Annotated in this window: 18 protein-coding genes; 13 read left to right on the top strand and 5 right to left on the bottom strand. The window is 61.5% G+C overall.

Annotated features, from left to right (window positions below; genetic code table 11):
* Positions 1 to 119: 119 nt before the first annotated feature.
* Both DXT77_RS00750 and DXT77_RS00745 read left to right on the top strand, forming a co-directional pair.
* A complete protein-coding gene (locus DXT77_RS00750) occupies positions 120 to 1,094 on the top strand; it encodes a hypothetical protein (RefSeq protein WP_085708235.1) in 975 nt (324 codons plus the stop codon).
* Between the two features lie 140 nt (positions 1,095 to 1,234).
* Positions 1,235 to 1,906: a DUF3313 domain-containing protein gene (locus DXT77_RS00745; RefSeq protein ID WP_119426232.1), complete on the top strand. Its 672-nt coding sequence runs from the start codon at positions 1,235 to 1,237 to the stop codon at positions 1,904 to 1,906.
* A gap of 60 nt (positions 1,907 to 1,966) precedes the next feature.
* Here DXT77_RS00745 and DXT77_RS00740 read toward each other — a convergent pair whose 3' ends face one another.
* Positions 1,967 to 2,392 (bottom strand): YciI family protein, encoded by a 426-nt coding sequence (locus DXT77_RS00740; RefSeq protein ID WP_085708233.1) that lies wholly within the window; start codon positions 2,390 to 2,392, stop codon positions 1,967 to 1,969.
* Between the two features lie 132 nt (positions 2,393 to 2,524).
* Between DXT77_RS00740 and DXT77_RS00735 the strand changes: the two genes are divergently transcribed.
* From DXT77_RS00735 to DXT77_RS00700, 8 genes are all read left to right on the top strand, one after another.
* Positions 2,525 to 2,968: an SRPBCC family protein gene (locus tag DXT77_RS00735; protein ID WP_119426231.1), complete on the top strand. Its 444-nt coding sequence runs from the start codon at positions 2,525 to 2,527 to the stop codon at positions 2,966 to 2,968.
* A 131-nt stretch (positions 2,969 to 3,099) separates the two neighbouring features.
* Positions 3,100 to 3,600 (top strand): thiol peroxidase, encoded by a 501-nt coding sequence (gene tpx, locus DXT77_RS00730; RefSeq protein WP_085708231.1) that lies wholly within the window; start codon positions 3,100 to 3,102, stop codon positions 3,598 to 3,600.
* 175 nt (positions 3,601 to 3,775) lie between these two features.
* Positions 3,776 to 5,083, top strand: a complete 1,308-nt coding sequence (locus tag DXT77_RS00725; protein ID WP_119426230.1) for an MdtA/MuxA family multidrug efflux RND transporter periplasmic adaptor subunit — start codon at positions 3,776 to 3,778, stop codon at positions 5,081 to 5,083.
* On the top strand, positions 5,080 to 8,184 hold the full coding sequence (locus DXT77_RS00720) for an MdtB/MuxB family multidrug efflux RND transporter permease subunit (RefSeq protein WP_119426229.1): 3,105 nt from the start codon (positions 5,080 to 5,082) through the stop codon (positions 8,182 to 8,184). The genes DXT77_RS00725 and DXT77_RS00720 overlap by 4 nt, the downstream gene beginning before the upstream one ends.
* Positions 8,181 to 11,288, top strand: a complete 3,108-nt coding sequence (locus DXT77_RS00715; RefSeq protein WP_119426228.1) for an efflux RND transporter permease subunit — start codon at positions 8,181 to 8,183, stop codon at positions 11,286 to 11,288. Before DXT77_RS00720 ends, DXT77_RS00715 begins: the two co-directional genes overlap by 4 nt.
* A complete protein-coding gene (locus DXT77_RS00710; RefSeq protein WP_119426227.1) occupies positions 11,285 to 12,754 on the top strand; it encodes an efflux transporter outer membrane subunit in 1,470 nt (489 codons plus the stop codon). The genes DXT77_RS00715 and DXT77_RS00710 overlap by 4 nt, the downstream gene beginning before the upstream one ends.
* A 205-nt stretch (positions 12,755 to 12,959) precedes the next feature.
* On the top strand, positions 12,960 to 15,041 hold the full coding sequence (locus DXT77_RS00705) for a bifunctional diguanylate cyclase/phosphodiesterase (protein ID WP_119426226.1): 2,082 nt from the start codon (positions 12,960 to 12,962) through the stop codon (positions 15,039 to 15,041).
* A gap of 83 nt (positions 15,042 to 15,124) precedes the next feature.
* On the top strand, positions 15,125 to 15,871 hold the full coding sequence (locus DXT77_RS00700; protein WP_085708225.1) for an SDR family oxidoreductase: 747 nt from the start codon (positions 15,125 to 15,127) through the stop codon (positions 15,869 to 15,871).
* A 123-nt stretch (positions 15,872 to 15,994) separates the two neighbouring features.
* Here the strand turns inward: DXT77_RS00700 and mapR are convergent, their stop codons facing one another.
* The 3 genes from mapR to DXT77_RS00685 all read right to left on the bottom strand — a co-directional run bounded on the left by mapR (position 15,995) and on the right by DXT77_RS00685 (position 19,396).
* Positions 15,995 to 17,404 (bottom strand): GntR family transcriptional regulator MpaR, encoded by a 1,410-nt coding sequence (gene mapR / locus DXT77_RS00695; protein ID WP_119426225.1) that lies wholly within the window; start codon positions 17,402 to 17,404, stop codon positions 15,995 to 15,997.
* A gap of 132 nt (positions 17,405 to 17,536) precedes the next feature.
* The gene (ccoG, locus tag DXT77_RS00690) at positions 17,537 to 18,967 is read right to left on the bottom strand and encodes a cytochrome c oxidase accessory protein CcoG (protein WP_119426224.1); all 1,431 of its coding nucleotides are present in this window, start codon (positions 18,965 to 18,967) and stop codon (positions 17,537 to 17,539) included.
* Positions 18,968 to 19,162: 195 nt separating this feature from the next.
* Positions 19,163 to 19,396, bottom strand: coding sequence for a DUF3203 family protein (locus DXT77_RS00685; protein ID WP_119426223.1), 234 nt, complete (start codon positions 19,394 to 19,396; stop codon positions 19,163 to 19,165).
* Between the two features lie 122 nt (positions 19,397 to 19,518).
* Between DXT77_RS00685 and DXT77_RS00680 the strand changes: the two genes are divergently transcribed.
* Positions 19,519 to 20,019, top strand: coding sequence for an MgtC/SapB family protein (locus DXT77_RS00680; RefSeq protein WP_119426222.1), 501 nt, complete (start codon positions 19,519 to 19,521; stop codon positions 20,017 to 20,019).
* On the opposite strand, the gene DXT77_RS29860 is transcribed toward DXT77_RS00680, so the two are convergent.
* A complete protein-coding gene (locus DXT77_RS29860; RefSeq protein ID WP_167443771.1) occupies positions 20,020 to 20,178 on the bottom strand; it encodes a hypothetical protein in 159 nt (52 codons plus the stop codon).
* Positions 20,179 to 20,396: 218 nt separating this feature from the next.
* On the opposite strand from DXT77_RS29860, the gene DXT77_RS00675 reads away from it, so the two are divergent.
* Positions 20,397 to 22,391 (top strand): alpha-1,4-glucan--maltose-1-phosphate maltosyltransferase, encoded by a 1,995-nt coding sequence (locus tag DXT77_RS00675; protein WP_119426221.1) that lies wholly within the window; start codon positions 20,397 to 20,399, stop codon positions 22,389 to 22,391.
* Positions 22,392 to 22,560: 169 nt separating this feature from the next.
* A complete protein-coding gene (gene treS, locus DXT77_RS00670; protein WP_119426220.1) occupies positions 22,561 to 25,902 on the top strand; it encodes a maltose alpha-D-glucosyltransferase in 3,342 nt (1,113 codons plus the stop codon).
* Positions 25,903 to 25,904 lie beyond the last annotated feature (2 nt).

The raw sequence follows: 25,904 nt of genomic DNA, 5'->3' as shown, positions 1-25,904 counted from the left end.
ACCCTTAGAACCCTGATGAATCGGGGATTTTTCCTTGGGTCGATGCTGGCCTTTTGGTAGAGTCCCCGTCGCCAGCGGGTTTTCGGCTGGACGACGGAACGAAGAAGGGAGTCTGATCAGTGGGTCCGGGCAAAAAGATTCTGGGCCTCACCGCGTTGCTTTTGATGCTGACGCTGTGGGCCGGTTACATCTACGTATTCAACGAGAACCGTGGCGGTCAGCTCGGCGGCGTCGGCGAAAGCACCGCGTGGTGCGGCACGCCGCCGTCCTCGGATGCGGCGCTGCTGGGAAAGGATCAACTGACCTTGCGCATCACCAACAACCTGCGCGGCGAGTTCATGCTCAGCGGTGCGGTGGTGGTCTCCGAGCGCACCTTCAACCGCTATGACCTGGGCCGCAACGAACTGCGTCTGCGCCTGGAGCCGTTGCAGTGGTCCTACGGCGTCACGCCGATCTTCCTTGAACAAGTAAAAGTCCTGCCTCTGAGCCGTAACCTCGCCTCGACCGACAAGAGCGCCTTCGCCCAGCTCGAATCGCGCCCGATCGGCGTTCAGGGCCGGGTCACCGAGTTTCCTTTTGACACCTATCGCTACGGCTACAAACCGGTGCTGTATTACGTCAAGGGCAACGAGCGCGTCGACCTGCGCTTCAAGAACATCACCACGCTGATGGAGATGTCCAATACCTTCACGCCGATCCAGAAGTACAACCGCGCCGACTATATCAACGAGAAAAACGTGATGGTCCGCGACGAGGACTACAAAGCCTACGGCCACCACGAGTGCGCGTTCAGCGTCGAGCGCAAAGGCGCGTTCAAGGTTGTGGTGCTGTTGATGTTGCTGGTGTTGTGCCTGCCGTTGCTGCTGGTGTTCTACCGCGACGAGCCGGGGATCGACTTCCTCGCTACCCTGGTGGGCATCGGCGTAGTGCGCACGGTGCTGGTGGGGCCGGTGCAGGATTTCCAGCTGTACAACATCGACTTCCTGTTTGGTGCGGCGCTGTTGCTGGTGGGCACGGTGTCGCTGATCAAGGCCATGCGGCTTCACAGTCGGCGGGAGATGGCGTTGCGCAGCGGGGAGACGTCGACCTGGTGAATCTGATCTGAAATCGGGTTCACCGTGCTTCAGGCCGGGGCGGGATTCATTTCCCGTCCGGCAAGCGCAAAGCCTGTGGTTTTAGCTATACCTGTAACTCCCCGATGCAATAAATCAGGCCTTCTGACAGGAGTTACAGCATGAAGCTAGCCCTAATGATGAGCACCCTGTGCATTGCCACGCTTGGCGTGGTGGGTTGCTCCAGCAAGACCGTCGCTCCGGACGAGTATTCAGGCTTCCTCAAGGACTACAGCCAACTCAAGGAGGCCAAGTCACCGTCCGGTGCCGAGGTGATGCGCTGGGTCGATCCCAAGCTCGATATCAACAAGTTCACCAGCGTCTATATCGAGCCAACCCAGCTCTATCCCAAGCCTCAGCCAACGGTAAAAATCCCGCAACAGACCCTCAACGGCATCACGGCTTACTATGATCAGGCGCTCAAGCGCGAAGTGGGAAAATCCCTGCCGCTGGCCAGCGGACCCGGCCCGGGTGTGATCGTGGTCCGCGCGGCCATCACCGCCGTCAGCAGCAAGACCGAAGGCCTGCATGCCTATGAAGTGATCCCGATCGCCCTGGTGGCGGCAGCGGTCACGACCGCCAGTGGCAGTCGCGATCAGGAAACCACCCTGGCCACCGAAGCGGTGTTCCTCGATGGCGGTAACAACAAGGTGGTGGCGCAGGTCGTGCGTAAAGGTACGGGTAAACCTCTGGAAAACGATTCTCAGGTCATGAAGGCCGATGACGTGAAAGCCGTGATCGATGGCTGGGCGTCGGACATGCACCAATCCTATCTGAAAATGAAGTCCAGATAAGGCGGGCCTGATGGCCTCCACGGCGTGAGTCGTGGAGGCCGGTTTGCGAGAACGGGGCTGTCAGTGTTTTTTCGCCTGCTCGCGAATCCGTTCTTCCTGCTCGCGCAGTTCCGGGGTGAACTCGGCGCCAAAGTCTTCCGGGCAGAATATCTGGCGAATCTCGATCTCGGCCTCGGTGCCCGGCATTGGATTGGGGCAGCGCTTGACCCACTCGATGGCTTCTTCCTTCGACTTCACGTCCCAGATCCAGTAACCGGCGATCAGCTCCTTGGTTTCGGCGAACGGACCGTCGATGACGCTGCGCTTTTCGCCGCTGAACCGTACCCGGGCGCCCTTGCTGCTCGGGTGCAGGCCATCGGCGGACACCAGAATGCCGGCCTTGGACAGTTCCTCGTTGTAGTTGCCCATGTCGGTCAGCAACTGTTCGCTGGGCATCACGCCGGCTTCGGAATCCTGGCTGGCTTTGACAATGATCATGAAGCGCATGGTGTTTCTCCGTGAGGAATGGGGGGATTCACTGCTTTGTCGAACGGCCAGGGCTTGAATCGACAGCTCGTTAAAGAAAAGATGCAGAACCGCGTTTTAACAAGCATCGCCTTCATACGGAATGTGTCCGCCATGCCCACCCTGGAACTCACCACGCTGATCCCCGATCGCACCCCGGAAGAAGTGCTCGATTTCTGTCTGGAGGGCGTCAATTTCCCGAAGATCTTCCCGGAGCGCGTTACGCCGCTGGGAGATATCGACCTGAACAACCTGCGCATCGAGGAGGGCCGGCAATTTCGTTTCCGGCACTGGATGTTCAACGTGATCCCGTCGAACTGGACGGTGACGATCCGCGAAGTCGGCGACACGCATTTCGTCGATGAAATGCTCAAGGGGCCGCTGCGTGCCTTTCGTCATGAACATCGGGTGGCAGCGGGCGAGGGCGGTACGCTGTACACCGACCGCGTGACTTATTCGGCGATTGGCGGGGCGTTCAGCGAAGGACTGCTGGTGAACGGTTACATGCGACGGATCTTCGAGGCCCGGCATCGCAACATGCTGCAATTGCTCGGTTAGCGCTCAGGGTTGTATCCAATCCTGCGAGTTACACATGACAATTTCAGTTCAGGCATAGGTCGTCGGACAATTTCGTGGTTAACTTCCGCCTCTTGCATGCTTTCCCAACAACGTTAAGAAGGACTCCGTTCATGGCTCAAGTCACTCTCAAAGGCAACCCGGTTCAAGTCAACGGCGAGCTGCCAAAAGCCGGTTCCAAGGCGCCAGCCTTTTCCCTGGTAGCCGGCAATCTGTCCGACGTCACCCTGAAAGACTTCGCCGGCAAGCGCAAAGTGCTGAACATCTTCCCAAGCGTCGACACTCCGACCTGCGCCACTTCCGTGCGCAAGTTCAACGCTCAGGCCAACGAACTGGCCAACACCGTGGTGCTGTGCATCTCGGCTGACCTGCCATTCGCCCAGGCCCGTTTCTGCGGCGCCGAAGGCCTGGAAAACGTACAGAACCTGTCGACCCTGCGTGGCGCCGAATTCATTCAGAACTACGGCGTGGCCATCGCTGACGGCCCGCTGAAAGGCCTGACTGCCCGTGCGGTGGTTGTTCTGGACGAAAACGACAACGTCCTGCACAGCGAACTGGTCAAGGAAATCGCTGAAGAGCCGAACTACGATGCAGCACTCGCCGTATTGAAATAAGCGCTTTTACAATTGTTAACGGCCTGGCTCTGTCCAGGCCGTTTTCATTTGTGTATCAGTGTTTTGGCTCACACCTTGAAACGTAAGTTGAAGGTAAATTGCCGGTAAAGCTGCTTTGCTTTACCCCCACCAGTGCTTATCGTTCAGCCTCCCGTAAAAGAAGCCCACGCGCCCAATGGTTAATCACTCCATGCAATCGTCTTCCCGAAACTCCCGTCGCTGGCTGCTGAGCCTGCTTGTCCTGCTGGTCATCGCCGGCCTGTGCTGGAAATTCTGGCCCGCCGGATCGACCCACAAGGAGGGCGGCGAGAAAGCCGCGGCCGGTCATACCGGTCGTTCGGGGATGATGCGACCGGGCTTCGGCGGGGCGGCAGGTCCGATCCCGGTGCGCGTGGCACCGGCGGTGACCGGTGACTTCCCGCTGTACTACAAGGCCCTGGGCACCGTGACCGCGCTCAACACCATCAACGTGCGCAGCCGGGTCGGCGGCGAGCTGGTGAAGATCTATTTCGAAGAAGGGCAGATGGTCAAGGCCGGTGACCTGCTGGCAGAGATCGACCCACGTCCGTACCAGAACGCCTTGCTCCAGGCTGAAGGCACCTTGCTGCAGAACCAGGCACAGCTGAAAAACGCTCAGGTCGATGTCGAGCGCTATCGTGGCCTGTATAAAGAGGACAGCATCGCCAAGCAAACCCTGGACACCGCCGAAGCACAGGTCGGCCAGTTCCTCGGTACCGTGAAAACCAATCAGGCGGCGGTCAACGACGCCAAACTCAATCTCGAATTCACCAAGATCCGCGCACCGATTGCCGGTCGCGTCGGTCTGCGTCAGCTCGACGTCGGCAACCTGGTGGCAGCGAACGACACTACCTTCCTCGCCGTCATCACCCAGACCCAGCCGATCAGCGTGGTCTTCACGCTGCCGGAAAATACCCTTGAAACCGTGCTGGCCCGCTACCACAGCGGCGCCAAACTGCCGGCCGAAGCCTGGGACCGTGGCGACACGAAAATTCAGGCCACGGGCGTGCTGCAAAGCCTCGACAACCAGATCGACGTGACCACCGGCACCCTGAAGTTCAAGGCGCGCTACGAAAACCGCGATCAGTCGCTGTTCCCCAACCAGTTCGTCAACGTCCACCTGCTGGCCGACACCCTCAAGGGCGTGGTGCTGGCACCTTCGGCCGCGATCCAGTTCGGCACCAACGGCACCTTCGTTTACGCGCTGGATGGCGACAAGAAAGTCACCATCCGCCAGTTGAAAATCGGTGCCAGCGACGGGCAGAACACCGTGATCACCGAAGGCCTGGCCGCCGGCGATCGCGTGGTGCTGGAAGGCACCGACCGCTTGAAGGAAGGCAGTGAAGTGGAAGTGGTCAACGACAGTCAGGATGTACCGACCACGCCGACCGGGCACCTGCAAGGCAAATCTGCCGCCAGTGCTCCTGATGCCGCCGTCACCGACAAGGCCAAGAAGGGCGCATGAACATTTCGCGCCTGTTCATCCTCCGCCCGGTCGCCACCACGCTGAGCATGCTGGCCATCGTGCTGGCCGGCCTGATCGCCTATCGCCTGCTGCCGGTTTCGGCCTTGCCGCAGGTGGATTACCCGACCATCCGGGTCATGACCTTGTACCCGGGCGCCAGTCCGGACGTGATGACCAGCGCCGTCACCGCGCCGCTTGAGCGCCAGTTCGGGCAGATGCCGGGCCTGACGCAAATGGCTTCGACCAGTTCCGGCGGCGCCTCGGTGCTGACCCTGCGTTTCAGTCTCGACATCAACATGGACGTCGCCGAACAGCAGGTGCAGGCCGCGATCAACGCCGCGACCAACCTGCTGCCGACCGATTTGCCGGCGCCGCCGGTGTACAACAAGGTCAACCCGGCGGACACCCCGGTGCTGACCCTGGCCATCACCTCCAAAACCATGCTGCTGCCCAAACTCAATGATCTGGTCGATACGCGCATGGCGCAGAAAATCGCCCAGATCAGCGGCGTCGGCATGGTCAGCATCGCCGGCGGCCAGCGTCAGGCTGTTCGGATCAAGGTCAACCCGGAGGCACTGGCGGCCAACGGCCTGAACCTGTCGGATGTGCGCACGCTGATCGGTGCGTCCAACGTCAACCAGCCCAAGGGTAACTTCGACGGCCCGACCCGGGTGTCGATGCTCGATGCCAACGACCAGCTGACTTCGCCCAAGGACTACGCCAACCTCATCCTGGCCTACAAGAACGGCGCGCCGCTGCGGCTCAAGGATGTCGCGCAGATCGTCGACGGCGCCGAGAACGAGCGTCTGGCGGCATGGGCCAACCAGAATCAGGCCGTGTTGCTGAACATCCAGCGTCAGCCGGGTGCCAACGTGATCGAGGTGGTCGACCGGATCAAGGCGCTGCTGCCGAGCATCACCGATAACCTGCCGGCCGGCCTCGAAGTGACCGTGCTGACCGACCGCACCCAGACCATCCGTGCCTCGGTCACCGACGTGCAGCACGAACTGCTGATCGCCATCGCGCTGGTGGTGATGGTGACGTTCCTGTTCCTGCGTCGCGCCAGTGCCACCATCATTCCGTCCGTGGCCGTGCCGCTGTCGCTGATCGGTACGTTCGGCGTGATGTACCTGGCCGGGTTCTCGGTCAACAACCTGACGTTGATGGCACTGACCATCGCCACCGGTTTTGTGGTCGACGATGCGATCGTGATGCTGGAGAACATCGCCCGCTTCATCGAAGAAGGCGACAGCCCGATGCAGGCCGCGCTCAAGGGCGCGAAGCAGATCGGCTTCACCCTGATTTCCCTGACCCTGTCGCTGATTGCGGTACTGATTCCGCTGCTGTTCATGGCCGACGTAGTAGGGCGGCTGTTCCGCGAGTTCGCCATCACCCTGGCAGTGGCGATCCTGATTTCCCTGGTGGTCTCGCTGACCCTGACGCCGATGATGTGCGCGCGTCTGCTCAAGCGTGAGCCGGAAGAACATGAGCAGGGCCGTTTCTACCGGGCCAGCGGCGCGTTCATCGACTGGATGATCGCCGCCTACGGGCGCAAATTGCAGTGGGTGCTCAAGCACCAGCCGCTGACCCTGCTGGTGGCCATCGGCACTCTGGCGCTGACCGTGTTCCTTTATATGGTGGTGCCCAAGGGCTTCTTCCCGGTGCAGGACACCGGGGTGATCCAGGGCATTTCCGAGGCGCCGCAGTCGATTTCCTTTGCCGCCATGGGCGAGCGTCAGCAGGCGTTGGCCAAAGTGATTCTCGAAGACCCGGCGGTGGAAAGCCTGTCGTCCTACATCGGCGTCGACGGTGACAACGCCACGCTCAACAGCGGTCGCCTGCTGATCAACCTCAAGCCTCACGGCCAGCGTGACCTGACGGCTGCCGAGGTAATCACTCGTCTGCAACCGCAACTGGACAAACTGGTGGGCATCCGCCTGTTCATGCAGCCGGTGCAGGACCTGACCATCGAAGACCGTGTCAGTCGCACCCAGTACCAGTTCAGCATGTCGTCGCCGGACGCCGAGCTGCTCAGCCTGTGGAGCGGACGTCTGGTCGAGGCACTGGCCCGGCGTCCCGAGCTGACCGACGTTGCCAGTGATTTGCAGGACAAGGGCCTGCAGGTGTTCCTGGTGATCGACCGTGACGCGGCTTCACGCCTCGGCGTGTCGGTGGCGAATATCACCGACGCACTGTACGACGCCTTCGGCCAGCGGCAGATCTCGACCATTTACACCCAGGCCAGCCAGTACCGCGTGGTGCTGCAGGCCCAGGCCGGGGAAAAGATCGGCCCGCAGGCGCTGGATCAGATTCACGTCAAGACCACCGATGGAGGACAGGTGCGTTTGTCGAGCCTGGCCCATGTCGAGGAGCGTCAGGCGCAACTGGCGATCACCCACATCGGCCAGTTCCCGGCGGTGATGATGTCCTTCAACCTCGCCCACGGCGTGGCGCTGGGGCATGCGGTAGACATCATCGAGCAGGTGCAGAAGGACATCGGCATGCCGATCGGCGTGCAGACCCAGTTCCAGGGCGCGGCCGAAGCGTTCCAGGCTTCGCTGTCGAGCACCTTGCTGCTGATCCTGGCGGCGGTGGTGACTATGTACATCGTGCTGGGCGTGCTCTACGAGAGCTACATCCATCCGATCACCATTCTCTCGACCTTGCCGTCGGCGGCGGTCGGTGCGTTGCTGGCGCTGCTGCTCAGCGGCAATGACCTGGGCATGATCGCAATCATCGGCATCATCCTGCTGATCGGTATCGTCAAGAAGAACGCGATCATGATGATCGACTTCGCCCTCGACGCCGAGCGCAACCAGGGCATGGCGCCGGAACAGGCGATCTATCAGGCGGCGCTGCTGCGCTTCCGGCCGATCCTGATGACCACGCTGGCGGCGCTGTTCGGTGCGGTGCCGCTGATGCTGGCCACCGGTTCCGGTGCTGAATTGCGTCAGCCGCTGGGTCTGGTGATGGTCGGCGGATTGCTGCTGAGCCAGATCCTGACGCTGTTCACCACGCCGGTGATCTATCTGTACTTCGACCGCCTCGGTCGGCGCTGGGGCCGTGCGCCTTCGGCCGTGGAGCCGGTAGAACAGCCATGAACCTGTCCGGTCCTTTCATCAAGCGCCCGGTGGCGACCATGCTCCTGAGCCTGGCGATCATGCTGCTGGGCGGCGTGAGTTTCGGCCTGCTGCCGGTGTCGCCGCTGCCGCAAATGGACTTCCCGGTGATCGTGGTCCAGGCGAGCCTGCCCGGCGCGAGCCCCGAGGTCATGGCGTCCACTGTGGCCACGCCGCTGGAGCGCTCGTTCGGCGCCATCGCCGGCGTCAACACCATGAGCAGCCGCTCCAGCCAGGGTTCGACCCGGGTCATTCTGCAATTCGACCTCGACCGCGACATCAATGGCGCGGCGCGGGAGGTGCAGGCAGCGATCAACGCTTCGCGCAACCTGTTGCCGAGCGGGATGCGCAGCATGCCGACCTACAAGAAGGTCAACCCGTCGCAGGCGCCGATCATGGTGCTGTCGCTGACTTCGGATGTGCTGGAAAAAGGTCAGCTCTACGATCTGGCCTCGACCATCCTGTCCCAGAGCCTGTCCCAGGTGCAGGGCGTGGGTGAAGTGCAGATCGGCGGCAGCTCCCTGCCGGCGGTACGCATCGAACTCGAACCCCAGGCGCTGAACCAGTACGGCGTGGCGCTGGACGATGTGCGCAAGACCATCGCCGGGGCCAACGTGCGCCGGCCGAAAGGCTCGGTCGAGGATGACCAGCGCCTGTGGCAGATCCAGGCCAATGACCAGCTGGAGAAAGCCAAGGACTACGAATCGCTGATCATCCATTACAACGGCGGTGCAGCCCTGCGTCTGAAGGACGTGGCCAAGGTCACCGACGGCGTGGAAGACCGCTACAACAGTGGTTTCTTCAACGATGACGCAGCGGTGCTGCTGGTGATCAACCGTCAGGCCGGCGCCAACATCATCGAGACGGTCAACGAGATCAAGGCTCAGTTGCCGGCATTGCAGGCCGTGCTGCCGGCCAGTGTGAAGCTGAATCTGGCGATGGATCGTTCGCCGGTGATCAAGGCCACGCTGCATGAAGCGGAGATGACCCTGCTGATCGCCGTGGCGCTGGTGATCCTGGTGGTGTTCCTGTTCCTCGGCAATTTCCGTGCTTCGCTGATCCCGACCCTGGCGGTGCCGGTGTCGCTGGTCGGCACTTTTGCGGTGATGTACCTCTACGGTTTCTCGCTGAACAACCTATCGCTGATGGCGCTGATTCTGGCCACCGGGCTGGTGGTGGACGACGCCATCGTGGTGCTGGAGAACATTTCCAGGCACATCGACGAAGGCGTCAAACCGATGAAGGCCGCGTACCTCGGGGCCAAGGAAGTCGGGTTCACCTTGCTGTCGATGAACGTGTCGCTGGTGGCGGTGTTCCTGTCGATCCTGTTCATGGGCGGGATCATCGAGAGTCTGTTCCGCGAATTCTCCATCACCCTGGCGGCGGCCATCGTGGTGTCGCTGGTGGTTTCCCTGACCCTGACGCCGATGCTCTGCGCCCGTTGGCTCAAGCCGCACACGCCGGGCCAGGAAAACCGCCTGCAACGCTGGAGCCGTCGTACCAACGACTGGATGGTCGGCAAGTACGCCGCCAGCCTCGACTGGGTATTGCGTCATCGGCGCCTGACGCTGTTGAGCCTGATCATCACGGTCGGGGTCAACGTCGCGCTGTACGTGGTGGTGCCGAAGACCTTCCTGCCGCAACAGGACACCGGCCAGTTGATCGGTTTCGTGCGCGGTGACGACGGCCTGTCGTTCAGCGTGATGCAGCCGAAAATGGAGACCTTCCGCCGCGCTGTGCTCAAGGACGAAGCGGTCGAGAGCGTTGCCGGGTTCATCGGTGGCAACAACGGCACCAACAACGCCTTCATGCTGGTGCGCCTGAAGCCGATCAAGGACCGCAATATTTCGGCGCAGAAAGTCATCGAGCGCCTGCGCAAGGAAATGCCCAAAGTGCCTGGCGCGCAATTGATGCTGATGGCCGACCAGGACCTGCAATTTGGCGGCGGACGTGAGCAGACTACCTCGCAGTACAGCTACATCCTGCAAAGCGGTGATCTGGGCGCTTTGCGCGAGTGGTACCCGAAAGTGGTCACCGCGTTGCGCGCCTTGCCGGAGCTGACCGCCATCGACGCCCGTGAGGGGCGCGGTGCGCAACAGGTGACGCTGATCGTTGACCGCGATCAGGCCAAGCGCCTGGGCGTGGACATGAACATGGTCACCGCCGTGCTGAACAACGCTTACAGCCAACGGCAGATTTCGACGATCTACGACAGCCTCAACCAGTATCAGGTGGTGATGGAGGTCAATCCGAAATACGCCCAGGACCCGGTCACCCTCAATCAGGTGCAAGTAATCACGGCCGATGGTGCGCGGATTCCGCTGTCGACCATCGCCCACTACGAAAGCAGCCTGGAAGACGACCGGGTCAGCCACGAAGGCCAGTTTGCCTCCGAAAGCATTTCGTTCGACATGGCCGAAGGCGTGACGGTGGAGCAGGGCAGTGCCGCCATCGAACGGGCGATTGCCAAGGTCGGTCTGCCGGAAGACGTCATCGCGAAAATGGCCGGCACCGCCGACGCCTTCGCGGCCACCCAGAAAAGCCAGCCGTTCATGATCCTCGGCGCGCTGCTGGCGGTGTATCTGGTGTTGGGCGTGCTGTATGAAAGCTACATTCACCCGCTGACGATTCTGTCGACACTGCCGTCGGCCGGGGTCGGTGCGTTGCTGTCGATCTATGTGCTGGGCGGCGAGTTCAGCCTGATCTCGCTGCTCGGGCTGTTCCTGCTGATCGGTGTGGTGAAGAAGAACGCGATTCTGATGATCGACCTGGCGCTGCAACTGGAACGTCATCAGGGCCTGGCGCCGCTGGAGTCGATCCGCAGTGCCTGTCTGCAACGTCTGCGGCCGATCCTGATGACCACGCTGGCAGCGATCCTCGGCGCCTTGCCGTTGCTGCTGAGCCGGGCCGAAGGCGCGGAAATGCGCCAGCCGCTGGGCCTGACCATCATCGGCGGGCTGATCTTCAGCCAGATCCTGACCCTTTACACAACACCTGTGGTTTACCTCTATCTCGACAAGGCCCGCCATCGCTTCAACAAATGGCGTGGCGTACGTACCGATGCCGCACTGGAAACTCCGCTATGAATGACCGTTCGCTTATCCAACTGGCCAGTGTTCGCGGTTCGCGTCTGCTGAGCCTGTCGCTGTGTGTGGCGATGCTCAGTGCGTGCGCCGTCGGCCCGGACTACCAGCGCCCGCAGACCGCCGAAGTCGCCCAATACAAAGAGGCCGAGGGTTGGCGTCAGGCCAGTCCTGCCGACTCCCTGGCCCGTGGCGCCTGGTGGGAACTGTACGGCGACCGTCAGCTCAACGAGTTGATCGAGAAACTCAACAGTTCCAACCAGACCGTCGCCCAGTCCGAGGCGCAGTACCGTCAGGCCCAGGCTTTGGTGCGCGATGCCCGTGGGGCGTTTTACCCGACGCTCGACCTGAGCCTGGGCAAGACGCGCTCCAGCCAGGGCACCGGCAGCAGCAGTTCGAGCCTGAGCAGTTCTTCCAGCGGTATTCGTGACACCTACAACGCCCAGTTGGGCGTGAGCTGGGAAGCCGATGTCTGGGGCAAGTTGCGTCGCGGTCTGGAAGCCAATGAAGCCACCGCTCAGGCCAGCTTCGCCGATCTGGCGGCGATGCGCCTGAGCCAGCAGTCGGAACTGGTGCAGAACTACTTGCAGTTGCGTGTGATTGATCAGCAGAAGCGTTTGCTGGAGTCAACGGTGGAGGCTTACGAGCGTTCGCTGAAAATGACCCGGAACCAGTACAACGCCGGAATTTCCGGTCGTGATGCCGTGGCGCAGGCACAGACCCAGCTCAAATCCACCCAGGGCGATCTGGTGGACCTGATCTGGCAACGGGCGCAGTTCGAAAACGCCATCGCGGTGCTCACCGGCCAGCCGCCGGCACAGTTCAAGATTGCTGAAACCCAGGATATCCCGAAGCTGCCGCAGATACCGTTGAGCCTGCCGTCGCAATTGCTGGAACGTCGCCCGGACATCGCCTCGGCAGAACGCTCGGTCATCGCAGCGAACGCCAATATCGGTGTCGCGAAAGCGGCGTATTACCCGGATTTCAGCCTGAGCATGAGCGGCGGCTATAGCAGCAGTACTTCGCGGGATCTGATCAGTCTGCCGAACCGATTCTGGTCGGTGGGGCCGAAAATGAGTCTGCCGCTGTTCGACGGCGGTCGCCGCTCGGCGGAAGTCGATCGCACCGAAGCGAAGTACGACGAGACCGTGGCCAAATACCGGCAGACCGTGCTCGACGGCTTCCGCGAGGTGGAAAATTACCTGGTGCAGTTGAAGGTGTACGAGGACGAGGCGGCGGTACGCCAGGAGGCGCTGGATGCGGCGCGGGATTCTCTGCGTCTGACCCAGAATCAGTACAAGGCCGGGCTGATTGCCTACATTGATGTGGTGGTGGTGCAGGCGACAGCGCTGAGCAACGAGCGCACCGTGCTCAACATCCTGCAAAGTCGATTGATTGCCAGCGTGCAATTGATCGCGGCTCTGGGCGGTGGCTGGGACGGGCAGCTGGAAACCAGCCAGAATCCCTGACGCTGAATTCCCACGCAAAACGTGGGAATGATCAGTGCCGTGACTGCCGGTCTAGAGCCTTGTCGAACGATCAAACAAGCGTTTCATCGGCTTGATGGCCATTTGATTACTTTGTCAGTGCGTTCTTCTGTGCAATCAGTACAATCGGCGCATTTGGCCCCGCTGAGAACGGAAGCAGTACGGCGGGGTGGTCACGAGAATTCCCATGCTCATCGGTAGTTATTCCTTCACGCTGGTTTTCATTTCGCTGTGTGTGGCGATCCTCGCGTCTTACACCGCGCTCGACCTCACCGGGCGCATCGCCACCGCCAAGGGTCGCGCCGTGCATTTATGGACGGCCGGCGGCGCCTTTGCCATGGGGGTTGGCGTCTGGTCGATGCACTTCATCGGCATGCTGGCATTCAAACTGCCGATCAGCCTGGGCTATGACATTTCGATCACCGCGCTTTCGCTGTTGATCGCGGTGCTGTCCTGCGGCTTTGCCTTGTGGCTGGTCAGCCAGCCGAAACTGCCGGCCTGGCAACTGGCCTTCGGTGCCTTGATCATGGGCGCCGGCATCAGCGCCATGCATTACACCGGTATGGCCGCCATGCGCATGCAGCCAGGCATCGATTACGACCCGACCCTGTTTGGCGCTTCGCTATTGATCGCGGTTGGCGCTTCGGCGGCGGCATTGTGGATTGCCTTCCGCCTGCGTCAGCAATCGCCTTATGTGCGCCTGTTTCGTGCCGGCGCTGCCATCGTCATGGGTATCGCGATTGTCGGCATGCACTACACCGGCATGGCGGCGGCGCGGTTTCCCGATGGCAGTTTCTGCGGTGCGGCGCTCAGCGGTCTGAATGGCAATGGCCTGGATAACCTGGTGCTGATCACCACGCTGGCGGTGCTGACCATTGCGCTGCTGACCTCGATTCTCGATGCCCGCCTCGAAGCGCGAACCGCCGATCTGGCCCATTCGTTGACCGTGGCCAACCGCGAACTCACCCAACTGGCCCTGCACGACACGTTGACCGGCCTGCCGAACCGCATGCTGCTGGACGACCGGATCAATCAGGCGATGAAAAAGGTCAACGAGCAGGGCGGCTGTTTTGCGCTGATGTTCATCGATCTGGACGGCTTCAAACCGGTCAACGACGCGTTCGGTCACCACATGGGCGACCAGTTGCTGAAACAAGTGGCGGTGCGCCTGCGCGAAGACTTGCGCAGTCTCGACACTTTGGCGCGGATTGGCGGTGATGAATTCGTGCTGCTGGTGCGTTTGAGCGAGCCCGACGATGCGCTGGGCCTGGCGGCGCGTCAGGTCGGCTTGATCGCGCAGTCGTTCCGGGTCGCCGAGCATGAGCTGCAGATTTCTGCCAGCGTCGGCATCGCGGTGTATCCGGGCAACGGCCAGAACGCCCAGGAACTGCTGATGAACGCCGACGCGGCGATGTACCACGCCAAGGGCGGCGGCAAGAACGGCTACAGCTTCTTCGACGCCTCGATGAACAGCAACGCCCGCAAGCAACTGCAACTGTTGCAGGACCTGCGCGCGGCGCTCGAACACAATCAGTTCAGCCTGCATTACCAGCCCAAGTTCCATGCTGCCGATGGTCATCCGGTCGGTGCCGAAGCGTTGCTGCGTTGGGAACACCCGCTCCACGGCATGCTGATGCCGGACAAGTTTATCGACCTCGCCGAGAAGACCGGGCTGATCATTCCGATCGGCGAATGGGTGCTCAACGAAGCGTGCCGGCAGATGCGCGAATGGTACGTGCTGGGTTACACCGACTGGCGCATCGCGGTGAACCTCTCGGCCTTGCAGTTCTGTCACACCGGACTGGTGCGCAGCGTGGCCAAGGCGTTGGCCACGCACCACTTGCCGGCCAACAGCCTGACCCTGGAAATCACCGAAACCACCGCCATGAGCGACGCCGACGCGAGCATGACGGTGCTGCAGGAACTGTCCGACATGGGCGTCGACCTGTCCATCGACGACTTCGGCACCGGTTATTCGAGCCTGATGTACCTCAAGCGCCTGCCGGCCAATGAGCTAAAGATCGATCGCGGTTTCGTCCGTGATCTGGAACACGACAGCGATGACGCGGCCATTGTCTCGGCGATTGTTGCGTTGGGTCAGGCACTGGGCCTGCGTATTGTGGCCGAAGGTGTGGAGACCGGCGTGCAGCAGGACTTCCTGACGCAACTGGGCTGCGATTCGCTGCAAGGCTATCTGCTGGGCCATCCGATGCCGGCCGATCGCTTCCTGCAGGATATCGAGCGCGGCAAACAATTGGCGGCGAGCTGAACGGCTGACGCAGGCCATGCAAAACCCCGCAATGACGGTTATTCTTGCCCCGACTGTTACGTGTGCATTGGGGGAAGGCCAGCATGGACAAAGTCATTGTGATCACCGGCGGCGGGCGCGGAATCGGGGCCGCCACGGCGCTGTTGGCTGCCGAGCAAGGCTATCGGATCTGCATCAATTATCAGTCTGACGAACAGGCGGCCCACCACGTACTCGATCAGGTACGCGAGCGCGGCGCCACCGCCATTGCCGTCCGCGCCGACGTCAGCATCGAAGACGAAGTGATCGGCCTGTTTCACCGGGTCGACACCGAGCTGGGCCGGGTCACCGCACTGGTGAACAACGCCGGCACCGTCGGGCACAAATCGCGGGTCGACGAGATGTCCGAATTCCGCATCCTCAAAATCATGAAAACCAACGTCCTGGCGCCGATCCTTTGCGCCAAGCACGCGATCCTGCGCATGTCGCCCAAGCACGGCGGGCAGGGTGGCAGCATCGTCAACGTGTCTTCGGTCGCCGCACGCCTGGGCTCGCCGAACGAGTACGTCGACTACGCCGCGTCCAAAGGCGCACTCGACACGTTCACCATCGGTCTGTCCAAGGAAGTGGCGGGCGAGGGGATTCGGGTCAACGCGGTGCGTCCGGGCTACATCTACACCGATTTCCACGCGCTGAGCGGCGATCCGGACCGGGTCAGCAAGCTGGAGTCGGCGATTCCGATGGCCCGAGGCGGGCGGCCGGACGAGGTGGCGGAGGCGATTGTGTGGTTGCTGTCGGACAAGGCTTCGTATGCCACCGGGACTTTTGTCGATCTTGGCGGCGGGCGCTAAGCTCGATCCTTCTAGTGCCCCGGCCGACCTGATCGCCAGCAGGCTGGCTCCCACAGGAAAATGGATTCCAAATGTGGGAGCCAGCCTGCTGGCGATTGCTATCGATCACGCAACATCTATCCCTCAAAACGACCGCACAATCCGCCCCAACGTCTCCATCGCCTTTTCCGACGCCTCGGTCCACGGGCTGCCGTAGTTCAAACGGATGCAATTCCTGAAGCGCTGGGTCGGCGAAAAAATCGGCCCCGGCGCAATGCTGATGCCCTGCGCCAGCGCCATCTGAAACAACTTCAACGAATCCATCTGCGGTGGTAGTTCCAGCCACAGGAAATAGCCACCCGCTGGTTGGCTCACGCGGGTCTGCGCCGGAAAGTAGCGGGCGATGGCCGCGAGCATGGCGCTTTGCTGTTCTTCGAGGGCGTAGCGCAATTTGCGTAAGTGACGGTCGTAGCCGCCGTGTTGCAGGTAATCGGCAATGGCCGCCTGGGCTGGCATCGAGGCGCACAGCGAGGTCATCAGTTTCAGGCGTTCGATCTTCTGCGCGTAGCGTCCGGCGGCGACCCAGCCGATGCGGTAGCCGGGGGCCAGACTCTTGGCGAACGAGCCGCAGTGCATCACCAGACCTTCGGTGTCGAAAGCCTTGGCCGGTTTCGGCGCCTGCTGGCCGTAATAGAGCTCGGCGTAGACATCGTCCTCGATCAGCGGCACTTGATGGCGTTTCAGCAGTTCCACCAGTTCCTGTTTCTTGGCCTCGGGCATGGTTGCGCCCATCGGGTTCTGGAAGCTGGTCATGCACCAACAGGCTTTGATCGGGTGCCGCTCAAGGGTCTGGGCGAGCACGCCGAGGTCGATGCCGTCGCGCGGGTGCACGGGGATTTCCACGGCTTTGAGCTTCAGCCGCTCCAGCACTTGCAGGCTGGCGTAGAACGCCGGGGCCTCGATGGCCACCAGATCGCCGGGTTCGGTCACCGCTTGCAGGCACAGGTTCAGCGCTTCGAGGGCGCCGTTGGTGATCAGCAGTTCTTCCATCGGCAGCATCAGCCCGCCGACCATGTAGCGCAGGGCGATCTGCCGGCGCAATTGCGGGTTGCCCGGCGACATGTCGGTGACCACCATGCGCGGGTCCATCTCCCGGGCGGCGCTGGCCAGCGAACGTGACAGACGTTGCAGCGGGAACAGTTCAGGGCTGGGGAAAGCAGAACCGAACGGTACGGTGCTCGGGTCCTTGATTGATTCCAGCACCGAGAACACCAGTTCACTGACGTCGACCTTGGTGGATTCGTTGACCGGGCTGCTGATCACCGGCTCCGAGAACGGGCTCGGGGCGTGGGTGTTGACGAAGTAACCGGAGCGCGGGCGGGCGCGGATCAGGCCGCGACGTTCCAGCAGGTAATAGGCCTGGAACACCGTGGACGGGCTGACGCCGTAGGTCTGGCTCGCGTAGCGCACCGACGGCACCCGCTGGCCGGGGCCAAGGACGCCGGAGCGGATCAGTTCAGCGATGTCGTCGGCGAATTTTTCGTAGCGTTTCATCTTGGGTCCGGATTGATTTCTTTCTGGAAGACCGTGTCGCCTTCATTCGCGAGCAAGCTCGCTCCCACAGTTGACCGTATTCCTCTGTGGGAGCGAGCTTGCTCGCGAATGGCCGCGCCGCAGTCTAAGGGATCATCGATTCATCGGCGCAACAAACCGGCTCTTCGCCACGCTATAAACCTCGGGCTCGTCACTGTCGGCAATCTTGAAGCTCAAGGTCTGCGAGCTGCTGGCCGGGCGTTCCGTGGTCATGGCCACCGACACCGGCACATCGACGATCTCGCCCGGGGCCAGGCTCAGTTCGGTCTTGCCTTGGAGCTGGAAGCCGTCGCCATGTACCAGCGTCAGGTTGTAGTCCTGGCGCTGCTGGGTCTTGTTGATGACTTTGAGGGTGTAGATGTTCTCGATCTGGCCCTGTCCGTTCTCGCGGAACAGGCCACGGTCCTTGGTCACGTCCAGCGAGACCATCGGCCGCTCGACCAGGGCCAGGGCGAGGGCGCCGATCATCACCACCAGCACTGCGACGTAGCCGATCAGTCGTGGGCGCAGAAGATGCGTCTTGCCTCCCTGCAACTCGCGCTCGGAGGTGTAGCGGATCAGGCCTCGCGCATAGTTCATCTTGTCCATGATCGAGTCGCAGGCGTCGATGCACGCTGCGCAGCCGATGCATTCCATTTGCAGGCCGTCGCGGATGTCGATACCGGTCGGGCAGACCTGCACGCACAACTGACAATCGATGCAATCGCCGAGACCGGCTTCGGCCGGCTTCACGTCGCGCTTGCGGGGGCCACGGTTTTCGCCACGGGCGGCGTCGTAGGAAATCGCCAGGGTGTCCTTGTCGAACATCACGCTCTGGAACCGCGCATACGGGCACATGTGCATGCACACCGCTTCGCGCAGCCAGCCGGCGTTGATGTAGGTGGCGGCGGTGAAGAACAGCACCCAGAACAGGCTGACACCGCCGATCTGCAAGGTCAGCAGCTCGTCGGCCAGCGGGCGGATCGGGGTGAAGTAACCCACAAAGGTCAGACCGGTCAGCACGCTGATCGCCAGCCACAGGGTGTGCTTGGCCGCACGCCGGGCCAGTTTGTTCAGGCTCCACGGCGCCGCTTGCAGCTTGATGCGCTGGTTACGTTCGCCCTCGGTGATCTTCTCGCACCACATGAAGATCCACGTCCACGAGCTCTGCGGGCAGGTGTAGCCGCACCAGACCCGGCCTGCGAACACGGTAATGGCGAACAGGCCGAACGCGGCGATGATCAGCAGCGCCGACAGCAAAATGAAATCCTGCGGCCAGAAGGTTGCGCCAAAGATGTGGAATTTGCTTTCGGAAAGGTCCCACAACACCGCCTGACGCCCGCCCCAGTTCAGCCACACCGTGCCGAAAAACAGCAGGAACAGAAATCCCGCGCCGCTCATGCGCAAGGTGCGGAACAGGCCGGTGAAGCTGCGGGTGAAAATCTGGTTGTCGCTGGTGGCGTGTTTCGCCTTCATTGGACGCGCCGGTACTTTTTTTATCTGGGGAGATGCTTCTACGGTTCGGACGGGGATTCGTTCGCTCATGGTCGTTCGCTCATCAGCCTCCATCAGGCCGGTGAACTATGAGCGCCGATCTGTTTGCATAACAGACTCAGGTATTTCAATAAAAAGCGTATCAGATGGGTTCTGCGTCCGGCCCTGCGACAACTTGAAGCAGTTGGTGGAGCGGGGCGCAGACGCCTATCCCGGACGGCTGCGCGGAATATTGACCGGGGTCAGTCAAATCACCGAATCACTGTCGGTGGCCTTGAGGTGTTTGCGCCCGTCCTTGGCGCCCGCGACGGTCAGGGCATCGGCTTCGGCCTCGGTGATGTAAATGCGCCGGCCTTCGATTTCCACGGCAGACATGGATTTATCGCTGTCGGTGATGACCGTCAGGTCGCCGCACAGGCGAATCTGTTCACCGTTTTCTGTGGCGAAAAAACAGGTCTGGTTTTCGATGCGCACGGTCATGGGGCTGTCCTTTTTCCAAGGTGTGTTGAAAGGTTAGGGCGCAGCTCCCGGTGATCGTTCTACGCAACCGATTAATGGTCGCTGCTGTCCACCTTCCATGATCCCTTCACAAGGACTGCACGATGAACGCCTGGTGGCATGAAGTGTGGGAAACCCTGCAAACGGAATTCGCCGACATAGGTGATGCGTCGCAACTGACACGGATTACCGTGCGCCTGTTGATGGCGGCAGTACTGGGCGGAATTCTCGGGTTCGAGCGTGAGCACAAAGGCAAGGCTGCCGGGGTGCGAACGCACATGCTGGTGGCCCTCGGCGCGGCGTTGTTTGTGCTGGTGCCGCAACTGTCCGGCTCACAGGCCGACGCCATGAGCCGTGTGGTGCAAGGGGTGATCGCCGGTATCGGCTTCCTCGGGGCCGGCACCATTTTGAAGAATCACGAAGGTGACGAAGGTCACGTCAAGGGGCTGACCACCGCTGCAGGTCTGTGGATGACCGCCGCCATCGGTGTCGCGGCCGGGCTAGGCCGCGAGGCGACGGCGGTGCTCAGTACGTTGTTGGCGCTCGGAATCTTCAATGTCATGCCGCGGATCGTCAAAGTCTTCGAAAGAGACCATGAGCCTTGATCAGACAATCACCGGCGGCATGGTCGACGGTGGCTCTTCCTTGGGCGGCGGCGTGGTGCCTGGCGGCTCCTGTTCCGGGATCGGTTGCGGCTCGGTTTCGGGCAGCACCGGTTTGTCGATGTTCGGATCGGGCGTTTCAGCAGGGATCGGAATCGTCATCAGATGAACCTCCGTGTGGCACATGGCGTGAGAAGTGCTTAAGTGGGTTGACCACTTCTGCGCGAAATCGATCCGATTTTGTGGCGGGGCAAATCCCTGTGAACTTTTGTCGCCGAGGTTCGCTCGGAACCTGAGAGCGTTCATGGTCGGGCACAGGTCCGGCCGTGAGTATCGAACAGGCAAACGAGCGTCCTTGGGGCGTTAAGGAGAGATGCTCAATGACTGCTGAAAAACCCTCCGAACAGAGCTACAACCCGCACATCCCGCTTTCGCAGGCGTTGCTGCTGCCGCGCATCGTCATTGAAAACACCCGGCCGACCCTCGATGGCGGGCAGTTTGCCGTCAAGGCGGTGGTCGGGCGCGAGATCGTGGTCACCAGCAAGATCTTCGCCGACGGTCACGACAAACTGGCGGTGCGCATCCGCTGGCGCGAGGAAGGCGAGGAAGTCTGGCAAAGCGAAGTCATGAGCGATCAGGGCAACAACGGCTGGGAAGGCCGGTTCCGGCCCCAGCGCATGGGCCGCTATCTGTACCTGATCGAAGCCTGGATCGACCAGTTCGCCAGTTTTCAGTACGAACTGGAGAAGAAACACCTGGCCGCCGTCCCGGTCAGCCTGGAGCTGCAAGAAGGCCGCACGATGGTGCAACAAGCGGCCGAACGCAGCGAAGGCCAACTCAGCGAACGGCTGGCGGCGTTGCACCACGAATTGTCCGGCCTGCTCGAAACCGAGCAGGTCACGCTGTTTCTGCACCCGCAAAGTGCGCAGTTGATGGCCGAGGCCGATCACCGCCCGTATCTGAGCATCAGCCCGGAATTTCCGCTGGACGTTGAACGGGAATTGGCCGAGTTCGCCGGTTGGTATGAGCTGTTTCCCCGCTCGATCACCGACGATCCCGCCCGCCACGGCACGTTCAATGATGTGCACTCGCGCCTGCCGATGATTCAGGACATGGGCTTCGACGTGTTGTATTTCACACCGATCCACCCGATCGGCCGCAGTCATCGCAAGGGCCGCAACAATTCCCTGACCGCCGGGCCCGACGATCCTGGCAGCCCTTACGCAATTGGCAGTGAGGAGGGCGGGCACGAAGCGATTCATTCGCAGCTCGGCACCCGCGAGGATTTTCGTCGACTGGTGGCGGCTGCCGCTGACCATGGTCTGGAAATCGCCCTCGATTTCGCCATCCAGTGTTCCCAGGATCACCCATGGCTCAAGCAGCACCCAGGCTGGTTCAACTGGCGGCCGGACGGCACGATCAAATACGCGGAAAACCCGCCGAAGAAATACCAGGACATCGTCAATGTCGACTTCTATGCGCCGGAAGCAATTCCGAGCCTGTGGGTCGAACTGCGCGACATCGTTGTCGGCTGGGTCGAGGAAGGCGTGAAGATCTTTCGCGTCGACAACCCGCACACCAAACCGCTGCCGTTCTGGCAATGGCTGATCGCCGACGTACGCACGTTGCACCCCGAAGTGATCTTCCTCGCCGAGGCGTTCACTACCCCGGCGATGATGGCGCGGCTGGGCAAGGTCGGTTACACCCAGAGCTACACCTATTTCACCTGGCGCAATACCAAGGCCGAACTGGCGAGTTACTTCAGCGAACTCAACGAATCGCCGTGGCGCGAATGCTACCGGCCGAATTTCTTCGTCAACACGCCGGACATCAACCCGGCGTTCCTGCATCAATCGGGGCGCCCGGGATTTCTCATCCGTGCGGCGCTGGCGACCATGGGCTCGGGCCTGTGGGGCATGTATTCGGGGTTCGAGCTGTGCGAATCGGCGCCGGTGCCGGGCAAGGAGGAATACCTCGATTCCGAGAAGTACGAAATCCGCGTCCGCGACTTCAACCAGCCCGGCAACATCATCGCCGAGATCGCCCAGCTCAACCGTATCCGCCGGCAGAACCCGGCGCTGCACAGTCATCTGGGCCTGAAGATCTACAACGCCTGGAACGACAACATTCTGTATTTCGGCAAGCGCAGCGCCGATGGCAGCAATTTCATTCTGGTGGCCGTCAGCCTCGATCCGCATCACCCGCAGGAGGCGAATTTCGAACTGCCGCTGTGGGAAATGGGCCTGCCGGACGACGCCACCACCCACGGCGAGGACCTGATGAACGGCCATCGCTGGGACTGGCACGGCAAGTACCAGTTCATGCGGATCGATCCGGCTTATCAGCCGTTCGGGATCTGGCGGATCACCGCCTGAACACAGATCCCCTGTGGGAGCGAGCCTGCTCGCGAATACGGGCCAACATTCAATACATATGTTGCCTGCCAAATCGAATTCGCGAGCAGGCTCGCTCCCACAGGTTGCTCATCGTTTGCGAGCCAAGTGATCGGCTCACCGTGTTTATAGAATTGAACAGGAGTTTCACATGGCGAAGAAACCCAAGGCAGCCACCTTCATCAAGGACCCGCTCTGGTACAAGGACGCGGTGATCTATCAGGTTCACGTCAAATCCTTTTTCGACTCCAACAATGACGGGATCGGCGATTTTCCCGGCCTGATCGCAAAACTCGATTACATCGCCGAACTCGGCGTCAACACCATCTGGCTGCTGCCGTTCTACCCGTCGCCACGGCGCGATGACGGTTACGACATTGCCGAGTACCGTGGCGTACACAGCGATTACGGGACGATGGCCGACGCCAAACGCTTCATCGCCGAAGCACACAAGCGCGGTTTGCGAGTCATTACCGAGCTGGTCATCAATCACACCTCGGACCAGCACCCGTGGTTCCAAAGGGCGCGCAAGGCCAAGCCCGGTTCGGCGGCCCGCGACTTTTATGTGTGGTCGGATGACGACCAGAAATACGACGGCACCCGGATCATTTTCCTCGACACTGAAAAGTCCAACTGGACCTGGGACCCGGTGGCCGGCCAATACTTCTGGCACCGTTTCTATTCGCACCAGCCGGATCTGAATTTCGATAATCCACAAGTCATGAAAGCCGTGCTGTCGGTGATGCGTTACTGGCTGGACATGGGCATCGACGGTCTGCGGCTGGACGCGATTCCGTACCTGATAGAACGCGATGGCACCAACAACGAAAACCTGCCGGAGACCCACGACGTCCTCAAGCAGATCCGTGCCGAAATCGACGCCAATTACCCGGACCGCATGCTGCTGGCCGAAGCCAACCAATGGCCGGAAGACACCCAGTTGTACTTCGGCGACACCGACGCCGAGGGCGTCAATGGCGACGAATGCCACATGGCGTTCCACTTCCCGCTGATGCCGCGCATGTACATGGCGCTGGCCCAGGAAGATCGCTTCCCGATCACCGACATCCTGCGCCAGACCCCGGAGATCCCGTCCAATTGCCAATGGGCGATCTTCCTGCGCAACCATGATGAACTGACTCTGGAGATGGTCACCGACAAGGAGCGCGACTACCTCTGGAATTACTACGCCGCCGACCGCCGTGCGCGGATCAACCTCGGCATCCGCCGGCGTCTGGCACCGTTGATGGAGCGCGACCGTCGGCGCATCGAACTGCTCAACAGCCTGCTGCTGTCGATGCCCGGCACGCCGACCCTGTATTACGGCGATGAGATCGGCATGGGCGACAACATCTATCTGGGCGACCGAGACGGCGTGCGCACGCCGATGCAATGGTCGATCGACCGCAACGGCGGCTTCTCCCGGGCCGACCCTGCCAGTCTGGTACTGCCGCCGATCATGGACCCGCAGTACGGCTTCCAGTCGGTCAACGTCGAAACCCAGGCCGGCGATCCGCATTCGCTGCTGAACTGGACCCGGCGTCTGCTGGCCGTGCGCAAGCAGTCCAAGGCGTTCGGTCGTGGCGCCTTGAAAATGCTCTCGCCGGCCAACCGCCGCGTGCTGGCCTACACCCGCGAATACACCGGGCCTGACGGCAAACACGAAATCATCCTCTGTGTGGCCAACGTTTCGCGCAGCGCCCAGGCGGTGGAGCTGGACCTGTCGGCCTACGTCGGCATGGTGCCGGTGGAGATGCTCGGCGGTAATGCATTTCCTCCCATCGGCCAGCTCAACTTTCTGCTGACCCTCGCGCCTTACGGTTTCTACTGGTTCGGCCTCGCGGCGGAAAATCAGATGCCGAGCTGGCACGTCGAACCGGCGCAGAGCCTGCCGGACTTCACCACGCTGGTGCTGAAAAAACGCATGGAAGAACTGCTGGAGGCGCCGTCCCGGGCCACCCTCGAACAGGACATCCTGCCGAACTGGTTGCAGAACCGCCGCTGGTTCGCCGGCAAGGACGCGGCCATCGAGCACGTCCGGCTGGCCTACGGCGTACGTTTCGGTGACGCGCAGCATCCGGTGTTGCTCAGCGAAATCGAAGTCAGCAGCGGCGGGCAGACCGGTCGTTATCAATTGCCGTTCGGCTTTATCTCGGAAGATCAGGTCGGGCCGGCCTTGCCGCAGCAACTGGCATTGTCCCGTGTGCGTCGGGTCCGGCAGGTCGGTCTGATCACCGATGCGTTCAGTCTCGAAGCCTTTATTCGTGCGGTTTTACAAGGCATGCAAAGTGGCACGGTGCTGGACTCCAGCGATGGCGAAATCCGTTTCGAGGCCACGCCGCAACTGGAAAGCCTGGGGCTCGGCGGCGAATCCGAAGTGCGCTACCTGTCCGCCGAGCAGTCCAACAGTTCAGTGGTGATCGGCAACAGTCTGGTGCTGAAACTTATCCGTAAAGTCGCTTCTGGCGTACACCCGGAACTGGAGATGAGCGCTTACCTGACCGCCGCCGGATTTGCCAATATTTCCCCGTTGTTGGGCTCGGTGATTCGCCGCGACGGGCAGGGTGAAGACAACCTGCTGATGATTGCCCAGGGCTATTTGAGCAACCAGGGCGACGCCTGGGAATGGACGCAGAACAACCTCGAACGGGCCTTGCGTGACGAGCTGGCGGACGCCGTGTCCGAACAGTCGCAGCACTACAACGCTCTCGGCGAGCTGAAGGACTTTGCCGGCATGTTGGGGCAGCGACTGGGGGAAATGCATCAGGTACTGGCGGCGCCCACCGACAACCCGGACTTCGCGCCACAGGTCAGTTCGGCCAAGGATGTGCAGGCCACCGGCAAGGACGTGGGCGCTCAGGTCGAGCACGCGCTCAAGCTGCTCAATCAGCATCAGGGCGAACTCGATGCGGCGGATCAGAAGCTTGTGAGTCGATTGCTCGACCACAAGAAAACCATCCTCGCCCACGTGCAGGAACTGGCGAAAAAATCCGCCGGTGGCTTGCGCATTCGGGTGCACGGCGACCTGCATCTGGGGCAGGTGCTGGTGATCAAGGGCGATGCGTACCTGATCGATTTCGAAGGCGAACCGGCGCGGCCACTGGCCGAGCGTCGCGGCAGGCACAGTCCGTACAAGGATGTCAGCGGTGTGCTGCGTTCCTTCGATTACGCCGCTGCGATGACTATCAACGTGCACAACGTCGATAACAGTCCCGAGGCCGAGGCGGCGCGTCGACGGGTTGCCGAGCGTTATCTGCGTGAGGCCCGCGAGGCATTTGTCGAGGCATATCAGCGAGCGGCAGCTAGTCTTGATCATGCCTGGCAGGATCCTGAAGGTGCCGACGCCGCACTGGCGTTGTTCGGTCTGGAGAAAGCGGCCTACGAAGTGGCCTATGAAGCCGAAAATCGCCCCACCTGGCTGCCCGTGCCGTTGCACGGTCTGTATGGGTTATTGACGGGGCTGGAACCCTTTTCCGATCTTGGTGGAGAGTAGTC

The organism is Pseudomonas sp. 91RF (genome assembly GCF_003576265.1).
Taxonomy (GTDB): domain Bacteria; phylum Pseudomonadota; class Gammaproteobacteria; order Pseudomonadales; family Pseudomonadaceae; genus Aquipseudomonas; species Aquipseudomonas kribbensis.
This window is presented reverse-complemented; position numbering and strand designations above follow the sequence as displayed.

What these genes read in the sequence shown, in the direction of transcription:
- DXT77_RS00740 (WP_085708233.1), bottom strand. Translation starts at nt 2,392, where the DNA reads ATGCGCTTCATGATCATTGTCAAAGCCAGCCAGGATTCCGAAGCCGGC.
- DXT77_RS00720 (WP_119426229.1), top strand. Translation starts at nt 5,080, where the DNA reads ATGAACATTTCGCGCCTGTTCATCCTCCGCCCGGTCGCCACCACGCTG.
- DXT77_RS00680 (WP_119426222.1), top strand. Translation starts at nt 19,519, where the DNA reads ATGAACGCCTGGTGGCATGAAGTGTGGGAAACCCTGCAAACGGAATTC.
- mapR (WP_119426225.1), bottom strand. Translation starts at nt 17,404, where the DNA reads ATGAAACGCTACGAAAAATTCGCCGACGACATCGCTGAACTGATCCGC.
- DXT77_RS00745 (WP_119426232.1), top strand. Translation starts at nt 1,235, where the DNA reads ATGAAGCTAGCCCTAATGATGAGCACCCTGTGCATTGCCACGCTTGGC.
- DXT77_RS29860 (WP_167443771.1), bottom strand. Translation starts at nt 20,178, where the DNA reads ATGACGATTCCGATCCCTGCTGAAACGCCCGATCCGAACATCGACAAA.
- DXT77_RS00710 (WP_119426227.1), top strand. Translation starts at nt 11,285, where the DNA reads ATGAATGACCGTTCGCTTATCCAACTGGCCAGTGTTCGCGGTTCGCGT.
- treS (WP_119426220.1), top strand. Translation starts at nt 22,561, where the DNA reads ATGGCGAAGAAACCCAAGGCAGCCACCTTCATCAAGGACCCGCTCTGG.
- DXT77_RS00700 (WP_085708225.1), top strand. Translation starts at nt 15,125, where the DNA reads ATGGACAAAGTCATTGTGATCACCGGCGGCGGGCGCGGAATCGGGGCC.
- DXT77_RS00675 (WP_119426221.1), top strand. Translation starts at nt 20,397, where the DNA reads ATGACTGCTGAAAAACCCTCCGAACAGAGCTACAACCCGCACATCCCG.
- ccoG (WP_119426224.1), bottom strand. Translation starts at nt 18,967, where the DNA reads ATGAGCGAACGAATCCCCGTCCGAACCGTAGAAGCATCTCCCCAGATA.
- DXT77_RS00715 (WP_119426228.1), top strand. Translation starts at nt 8,181, where the DNA reads ATGAACCTGTCCGGTCCTTTCATCAAGCGCCCGGTGGCGACCATGCTC.
- DXT77_RS00725 (WP_119426230.1), top strand. Translation starts at nt 3,776, where the DNA reads ATGGTTAATCACTCCATGCAATCGTCTTCCCGAAACTCCCGTCGCTGG.
- DXT77_RS00735 (WP_119426231.1), top strand. Translation starts at nt 2,525, where the DNA reads ATGCCCACCCTGGAACTCACCACGCTGATCCCCGATCGCACCCCGGAA.
- DXT77_RS00705 (WP_119426226.1), top strand. Translation starts at nt 12,960, where the DNA reads ATGCTCATCGGTAGTTATTCCTTCACGCTGGTTTTCATTTCGCTGTGT.
- tpx (WP_085708231.1), top strand. Translation starts at nt 3,100, where the DNA reads ATGGCTCAAGTCACTCTCAAAGGCAACCCGGTTCAAGTCAACGGCGAG.
- DXT77_RS00685 (WP_119426223.1), bottom strand. Translation starts at nt 19,396, where the DNA reads ATGACCGTGCGCATCGAAAACCAGACCTGTTTTTTCGCCACAGAAAAC.